The organism is Caenispirillum bisanense, assembly GCF_900230255.1.
GTDB lineage: Bacteria > Pseudomonadota > Alphaproteobacteria > Rhodospirillales > Rhodospirillaceae > Caenispirillum > Caenispirillum bisanense_A.
In genome coordinates this window covers 66,718-73,586 of record NZ_OCNJ01000015.1, presented here as the reverse complement: position 1 = coordinate 73,586, position 6,869 = coordinate 66,718, and the positions used below count along the sequence as shown (strand labels likewise).

Here is a 6,869-nt window from a genome sequence, read left to right as displayed (position 1 = left end):
ACGCGCTATGACAAGCGCCCGGAGAACTACCTCGCAGCCGTAAAGCTCGTGGCAGCCAGGCTCTGGTGCAAGAGCTTATGAGTCTACGGCCTAGTCGGCCTCCGCCTCTTCCTGCAGCACGGCGAGGGCGGCGGCGACGCTCTGCAGGCGGACGGCGGCGCGGCTGCCGTTGAAGCTGTAGCGCGCGGCGCGCGGCGGGCGGCCGCGGCGGCAGACGCCGATCCACACCGTGCCGACGGGCTTCTCCGGGCTGCCGCCGGTCGGGCCGGCGACGCCGGTGACGGACACCGCGAGGTCGGCCCGCGAGCGTTCCACCGCGCCCGCCGCCATGGCCTCCGCCACCGGTCCGCTGACCGCGCCCAGCCGCTCGATCAGGGCGGCCGGCACCCCGAGCATCTCTGTCTTGGCCTCGTTGGAATAGGTGACGAAGCCGCGCTCCACCACGCTCGAACAGCCGGAAATGGAGGTCAGGCAACCGGCGACCAGGCCGCCGGTGCAGCTTTCCGCCGCGGCGATCCGCAAGCCGCGGGCGGTGCAGGCGTCGAGCAACCGGGTGGCGGCGTCGAGCAGGGTGACGTCGAAGGTCTCGGGCGTGTCGTGATCGGTCATCGAGTCAGATCCACAGGACGGTGAGGAAGAGCCACAGGAGGCCGGTGCTGTAAACGGCTGCCACCACGTCGTCGATCATCACGCCGAAGCCGCCGCCGATGCGGCGGTCGGCCCAGCTCACCGGCCAGGGCTTCAGCATGTCGAAGATGCGGAACAGCACGAAGCCGACCAGATAGGGCACGACCTCGGGCGGGGCGACGGACAGCGTGATCCACTGCGCCGCCACTTCGTCGATGACGATGCGGCCGGGGTCCTTCTGGCCCGCCAGGCGGCAATAGGCGTCCGAGGCCCACCAGCCGATCAGGAACACGACGGCCGCCGCCGGCAGCAGCATCCAGGGCGCGCCCTGGGTGGCGATGATCCAGGCGAAGGGCAGGGCGGCCAGGGACCCGACGGTACCGGGGGCAACGGGACTCAATCCGACGCCGAACCAAGTGACGATGAGCGTGAGCGGCCACGGCAACGGTAATCGCGGGGCCAGGGAGGGATCGCGCGTGTGAAGCGGATCGGTCTTGGAAGTCATGGAAGTCTTGGAGTCCGGCGCGGTGAGCGGTTTTCCTTGCAACCTTCTACTTTCGGCGGATACAGTGTGGGCGCCTTGCGAAGGGTGGTCTACCATGCCGCATTCGGAAGGGCGCGTCGAGTGACGCTCCGTCGTCTCCGGGACGACGGATGCGTACCCGGACCGTGAGGGCGGTCCGGTCGAGGGGCGGTCCTGATGCGGCACGGGGGTGCCGGGGTACGTTGCTGTTGGTGACCTGCCGGTGCCGGCGGGCATCCCGGGGTGGTCGTGGCCTGTGTGGCCGGGACCGCCGCAGTCGGGTGCTTGCCCATTCGCAATGGCCGGATAGAACGTTGCCAACGGGAAGGCCATGTCGCAATTCGATCCGCAACAGCGTAATCTCTCCAAGGTCCGCCTGGCGATCCGGCGGGCCTTTCCCGAACGTCAGATCATCCTGCGCTCCGGCGAGAAGATACGCTCCCTGCGGCTGTCGACGGTGAGCCAGGTGGCCTTCGTCTGCGCCGGCGTGGCGCTGGGTGGCTGGGTGGCGTTCTCCTCGGTCATGGTCGTCGGGCACGACCAGATCATCGCCGCCAAGAACGCCGAGGTGACCCGCGCCCGCGCCGCCTACAAGGGCCTGCTCGCGCAGGTGTCGGTGTACAAGGACCGCATCGGCGCCATCACCGGCAGCCTGGAACGCAACCACGCCCACATCGTCTCCCTGGTGGACCAGAACACGACGCTGGACGAGCGCCTCGCCTCCATGCGCGAGGAACTGGCGCTGACCGCCGAGGAGAAGGAGCGCATCGAAAAGCAGAGCGCCGACCTCGCCAGCGAGATCAAGAAGCTGAAGACCGAGGTCGCCTCCGCCGCCCGCAGCGGCGCCGAAGCGGGCGAGGGCGGCGAGATCGATCCGACCGACGTGGTCGGCCTGCGCCGTGCCGCCGCCGACCGCGAGCGCGAGTCGCTCTACGCCGAGCTGCAGATGATCGAGAGCGACCTCGGCCGCTCGCCGACCACGGAAATCGTGGCGACGGATCTGGACGGCATCGAGGTGGAGCTGCGCCGCGTCATCCTGCAGCGCGACCTGGCGCTCGGCGAGCGCGACGGGCTGAAGAGCCGCATCGGCGACCTGGAACGCCAGATCGCCGACATGGAAAACACCCAGCTCGCCCTCTACAACCGCTTCTCCGACATCGCCGCCGACAAGATCACCGAGGTCGAGAAGACCCTGTCGAAGACCGGCATCGACCTGCCCGCCCTGGTGGCCAAGACCAACCGCCGCTACGGCCAGGGCGGTCCCTTCGTCCCCGACAGCGCGGTCGAGAGCAAGCAGACGCCGCTGACCCGCGGGCTCGACAAGGTGTCGCTGAAGCTCGACCACCTGGACACCCTGGACCGCGTCGCTCAGCAGCTGCCGCTCAGCGCGCCGCTGGTCGAGGACTACCGCATCACCTCTCTGTTCGGCCGCCGCGCCGACCCCATCAACGGGCGCGGGGCGGTGCACGAAGGCCTCGACATGGCGGCCGCCTACAAGTCGCCGGTGACGGCGAGTGCGCCTGGAAAGGTAGTTTACGCCGGCTGGCGCGGTCGTTATGGTCGTCTGGTCGAGATCGACCACGGCATGGGCATCCGCACCCGGTTCGGCCACCTGGCGAAAATCACCGTCAAGAAGGGCCAGCGGGTGGAGCGCGGCGACGAGGTCGGGCTTCTCGGCAACAGCGGGCGGTCCACCGGCGCGCATCTGCACTATGAAGTGCTGGTGAACGGCGAGCCGCACGATCCCCTGAAGTTCATCAAGGCCGGCAGCGATGTTTTCAAAGGCTAGCAAGACCCCGGCACGGGATGCCCGCGGCGACGCCGCCGTGAAGTCCGTGCCCTCCATCGTCAGCGCCGACCTGACGATCACCGGCGACCTCGTCAGCCGCGGCGAGATCCAGGTGGACGGCACCATCGAGGGCGACATCGAATGCCGCACCCTCGTCATCGGCAGCCAGGGCAGCGTCACCGGCGAAATCACCGCCGAGGACGTGCGCATCCACGGCTCGGTGTCGGGTCAAGTGCGGGCGAAGTCGGTGTTCCTGGCGGCGACGGCCCACATGGTGGGCGACATCACCCACGAAAGCCTCGCCATCGAGCCCGGCGCCTTCATGGAAGGCCACTGCCGCCGCATGCCCGACATCAGCGCCGCCACGGCCCCGCTGGTGCTCGCCGACGTGAAGAAGGCCGAGCCCGAGGACAAGGCCAAGGCCGCAGAACCGGAGACGGCGCTGGGCTGAGGGGTGCGGGCGGGGTTTCTCCCGCCGCCGCCGGCCTGCCATGCCCTCGTGTCGTCACGCCCGGTCTCGAGCCGGGCCGCCACGGCGCCGCCGGCGGTTTCCGTGGATGGCAGCGCCCATACCCGCCGTCCGAGGCGCCGTGGATGGCGGCGCCCATGTCCGTCGTCCGAGACGCCGTGGATGGCCGGATCAAGTCCGGCCATGACAATTTCTCCAACCGTAACAACACATTGTCATGCCCGGGCTCGACCCGGGCATCCACGGCTCCACTGGCGGCAGCCGTGGAGGGCGGCGCCCATGCCAGCCGCCGGCGACGTCGCGGATAAGCCCCCCCCCTCCGCCTCAGAACGGCGAGGCGTTCTCCGCCAGAGCCTCGGTGAACACCGCCGGGTCGACGTTGCCGCCCGAGGCGATGACGACCACCGTGCGGCCGGCGCAGTCAACCTTGCCCGACAGGACGGCGGCGAGGGCCACGGCACCGCCCGGTTCCACCACCAGCTTCAGCATGTGGAAGGCGATGGCCATGGCCGCCTTGGCCTCGGCGTCGGTCGCCGCGTAGCCGCCGTCGAGCAGGCGCTTGGCGATGGGGAAGGTGATGTCGCCCGGCGTCGGCGCCATCAGGGCGTCGGACAGGGTACGGCCGCCGGGCTCGTTGCGCACGTGGGTGCCGGCGGCGAGGGAGCGTGCCATGTCGTCGAAGCCGGCCGGCTCGGCGCTGGCGACCCGGGTGGCCGGGCTCAGGGCTTCCATGGCGAGGGCGACGCCCGACACCATGCCACCGCCGGAGACCGGGACGATGACACGGTCGATGGTCTCGACGCCGAGGGCGCGGGCCTGCTCCACCAGTTCCATGGCCATGGTGCCCTGGCCGGCGATGACCAGCGGCTCGTCGTAGGGCTTCACCAGCGTCGCGCCGGTCTCGGCGGCGAGGGCCTTGCCGATGGCCTCGCGGTCCTCGGTCCAGCGGTCGTAGGTGACGACGCGGCCGCCCTGGGCCTTGGTGGCGGCGATCTTGATGGCCGGCGCGTCGGACGGCATGACGATGGTCGCCGGCACGCCGTACATGCGGGCGGCGGCGGCGACGGCCTGGCCGTGGTTGCCCGACGAGAAGGCGACCACACCGCGCGCCCGCTGCGCCTCCGGCAGGGCCGAGACGGCGTTGTAGGCGCCGCGGAACTTGAAGCTGCCGGTCACCTGCAGGCATTCCGCCTTGACCAGGATCCGGCAGCCGGCACGGGCGTTCAGCAGCGGGCTTTCGAGGAGCGGCGTGCGCACGGCGACGCCGGCGAGGCGGTCGGCGGCGGTCTGGACGTCGGCGAAGGTCGGCAGGGTCATGATGCGGCGGTCACCAGGTCGGGAAGGGGCGTGAGCGTGGTCAGGACCGCCTCCGGCCCGGCGGGCAGCCGTTCCGGCGCCTGGCCGAAGCGGTTGACCCACACCACCCGGAACCCGAAGGAGGCGGCGCCCGCCACGTCCCAGGCATTGGACGACAGGAAGACGATCTTCTCCGCCGGCAGGCCCAGGCGGTCGCAGGCGAGGCGGTAGACCCGCGGGTCCGGTTTGTAGACGGCCAACTCGTCGACGGACAGAGCCACTTCCAGCAGGTCTTCGAGCCGCGCATTGCGCACCGCCGCCTGCACCATGGCCGGCGAGCCGTTGGTGAGGATGGCGGTGCGGATCCCCTTGGCCTGCAAAGCCTTCAGCATTCCAGGCACTTCCGGGTAGGCGTCGAGACGCAGGTAGAGGTCCATGAGGGCGGCGTAGAGCGCCTCGTCCTCCAGCTTCAGGGTGTCCAGGGTGAACCGCAGGGCCTCGCCGGTGACCTGCCAGAAGTCGGCGTAGCGCCCCATCAGGCTGCGCAGCCAGGTGTATTCCAGCTGCTTCTGCCGCCACAGGGCGGCCAGCGGCGCCCATTGGTCGCCCAGGCGGTCCTGCAGGTGGCGGGCGGCCGCGGCGACGTCGAACAGGGTGCCGTAGGCGTCGAACACGCAGGCGCCGGCGGGGATGGGCATGGAGGGGGCGGACATGCGGCGAAACCTCCCAGTGTTTTCGTCGGTCTTTCGAAGAGCCTAGCGGGAGTCGCTCAGGCGGTCCAGCCGCAGCCGGTGGCGGTCGTCGGTGAGGCGCCAGGCGGCCAGCATGACGGCGGCGACGGTGCCGACGGCGGTCGCGCCGGCGATGAGGAAGAGGATGAGGATCTGCCAGCGGGCCGCCTCCTCGGGTGGCTGGCCGGCGAGGATCTGGCCGGTCATCATGCCGGGAATGAACACGATGCCGGCGGCCGACATGCTGTTGATGATGCCGATGAGGCCGGTGCGCAGGGCATGGCGCAGGGTGTCGCCGAGGGCGCTCCACCGCGTCTCGCCGAGGGCCAGCCGCGCCTCCACCGCTGCCCGGTCGCGGGCGACGGTGGCCGTCAGGGTGTTCAGGCCGACGGCGATGCCGGTCATGACGTTGCCGAGGATCATGCCGAGCAGCGGGATGGCGTAGCGCGGGTCGTACCACGGGTCGGGGCGTACCGGGCCGGCGAGGGCGAACAGGGTGACTGCGCTGGCGGCCAGCGTGATGGCAAGCCCGCCGGCGCCCCACGCCCAGCCGCCGGTCAGCCGGCGGTCCTGACGCCCGAAGATCTCTCGCGCGGCGAAGCCCAGCATCAGCACCGCGGCGCCCGCCGTCAGCCAGGGCGAGGCATGGGCGAACAGCCACTCCAGAATCAGCGCCAGCAGCAGCAACTGCACCACCGATCGCACCGCCGCGACGCCGAGCCGGCGGTGGATGCCGAGCCCCCAGGCGAGCGACACGCCGCCGGCCAGCACGATGAGCAGGGCCGAGACGGCGAGGTCGATCCAGTCGAGCGTTCCGTTGCCGGGTGTCATGGCCGCACCTCCGTCAGGGCGCCGTCGCGGAAGGCCAGTTCGCGGCCGGCGAGGCGGCGCACCTGGTTACGGTCGTGGCTCGCCAGCAGGACGCCGCAGCCCTCGGCGAGGGCCTGCCGCACCAGGGCCTCCACCGACTCGGTGGCGGCGGCGTCGAGGTTGGCGGTGGGTTCGTCGAGCAGCAGCACTTCCGGCCGCCGCGTCAGGGCGCGCACCAGGGCGAGGCGCTGGCGCTCGCCGCTCGACAGCCGGGCGACGGGCCAGCCGCCGGCCTCGGGCAGACCGACGGCCGCCAGCAGGGTCGCCAGGCGGTCGGGCGGGCCCGCCATGTGGTCGGCGACGGTCGGCGCCCACCAGCCGCTCTCCGCCGCCACATAGGCGACGCGCTGGCGCCATTCGGGGGCGGGCAGGGCGGCGCGATCGGTGCCTGCCAGGCTCACCCGCCCGTCGTTGGGGTCGAGGTCGGCGATGGCCCGCAGCAGCAGCGACTTGCCCGCCCCGGAAGGGCCGGTGACGGCGACGCACTCCCCGGCCGCCACGGCGAGGGACAGGACGGGCAGGGGCGGGCGGCGGAGCCCTTCCACGGCGAGCAGCAACGTCACG

8 protein-coding genes are annotated in these 6,869 nt (G+C 71.3%); 2 read left to right on the top strand and 6 right to left on the bottom strand.

Annotated features, from left to right (window positions below; all coding sequences use genetic code 11):
* Nucleotides 1-90: 90 nt before the first annotated feature.
* Both CRP50_RS22670 and CRP50_RS22665 read right to left on the bottom strand, forming a co-directional pair.
* Nucleotides 91-609 (bottom strand): CinA family protein, encoded by a 519-nt coding sequence (locus tag CRP50_RS22670; protein WP_097281480.1) that lies wholly within the window; start codon nucleotides 607-609, stop codon nucleotides 91-93.
* 4 nt (nucleotides 610-613) lie between these two features.
* Complete coding sequence (locus CRP50_RS22665) at nucleotides 614-1,072, bottom strand: phosphatidylglycerophosphatase A (RefSeq protein WP_245913641.1); 459 nt, start codon at nucleotides 1,070-1,072, stop codon at nucleotides 614-616.
* Nucleotides 1,073-1,481: 409 nt separating this feature from the next.
* Between CRP50_RS22665 and CRP50_RS26230 the strand changes: the two genes are divergently transcribed.
* Together CRP50_RS26230 and CRP50_RS22655 are read left to right on the top strand one after the other, a co-directional pair.
* A complete protein-coding gene (locus CRP50_RS26230; protein WP_097281478.1) occupies nucleotides 1,482-2,939 on the top strand; it encodes a peptidoglycan DD-metalloendopeptidase family protein in 1,458 nt (485 codons plus the stop codon).
* A 37-nt stretch (nucleotides 2,940-2,976) separates the two neighbouring features.
* Nucleotides 2,977-3,390, top strand: a complete 414-nt coding sequence (locus CRP50_RS22655; protein ID WP_245913639.1) for a bactofilin family protein — start codon at nucleotides 2,977-2,979, stop codon at nucleotides 3,388-3,390.
* Nucleotides 3,391-3,732: 342 nt separating this feature from the next.
* On the opposite strand, the gene CRP50_RS22650 is transcribed toward CRP50_RS22655, so the two are convergent.
* The 4 genes from CRP50_RS22650 to CRP50_RS22635 are packed head-to-tail and all read right to left on the bottom strand — an operon-like array spanning nucleotide 3,733 to nucleotide 6,868.
* On the bottom strand, nucleotides 3,733-4,725 hold the full coding sequence (locus CRP50_RS22650; RefSeq protein ID WP_097281476.1) for a threonine/serine dehydratase: 993 nt from the start codon (nucleotides 4,723-4,725) through the stop codon (nucleotides 3,733-3,735).
* Entirely contained in the window at nucleotides 4,722-5,417 is a 696-nt protein-coding gene (locus CRP50_RS22645) for a haloacid dehalogenase type II (RefSeq protein ID WP_245913638.1), read from the bottom strand. The genes CRP50_RS22650 and CRP50_RS22645 overlap by 4 nt, the downstream gene beginning before the upstream one ends.
* Before the next feature lie 42 nt (nucleotides 5,418-5,459).
* A complete protein-coding gene (locus CRP50_RS22640; RefSeq protein WP_097281475.1) occupies nucleotides 5,460-6,266 on the bottom strand; it encodes an ABC transporter permease in 807 nt (268 codons plus the stop codon).
* A complete protein-coding gene (locus CRP50_RS22635) occupies nucleotides 6,263-6,868 on the bottom strand; it encodes an ATP-binding cassette domain-containing protein (protein WP_245913636.1) in 606 nt (201 codons plus the stop codon). The genes CRP50_RS22640 and CRP50_RS22635 overlap by 4 nt, the downstream gene beginning before the upstream one ends.
* Nucleotide 6,869: the final 1 nt, after the last annotated feature.

Coding starts and splice junctions, on each gene's coding strand:
- CRP50_RS22670 (WP_097281480.1), bottom strand. CDS start 609: ATGACCGATCACGACACGCCCGAGACCTTCGACGTCACCCTGCTCGAC.
- CRP50_RS22640 (WP_097281475.1), bottom strand. CDS start 6,266: ATGACACCCGGCAACGGAACGCTCGACTGGATCGACCTCGCCGTCTCG.
- CRP50_RS22650 (WP_097281476.1), bottom strand. CDS start 4,725: ATGACCCTGCCGACCTTCGCCGACGTCCAGACCGCCGCCGACCGCCTC.
- CRP50_RS22645 (WP_245913638.1), bottom strand. CDS start 5,417: ATGTCCGCCCCCTCCATGCCCATCCCCGCCGGCGCCTGCGTGTTCGAC.
- CRP50_RS26230 (WP_097281478.1), top strand. CDS start 1,482: ATGTCGCAATTCGATCCGCAACAGCGTAATCTCTCCAAGGTCCGCCTG.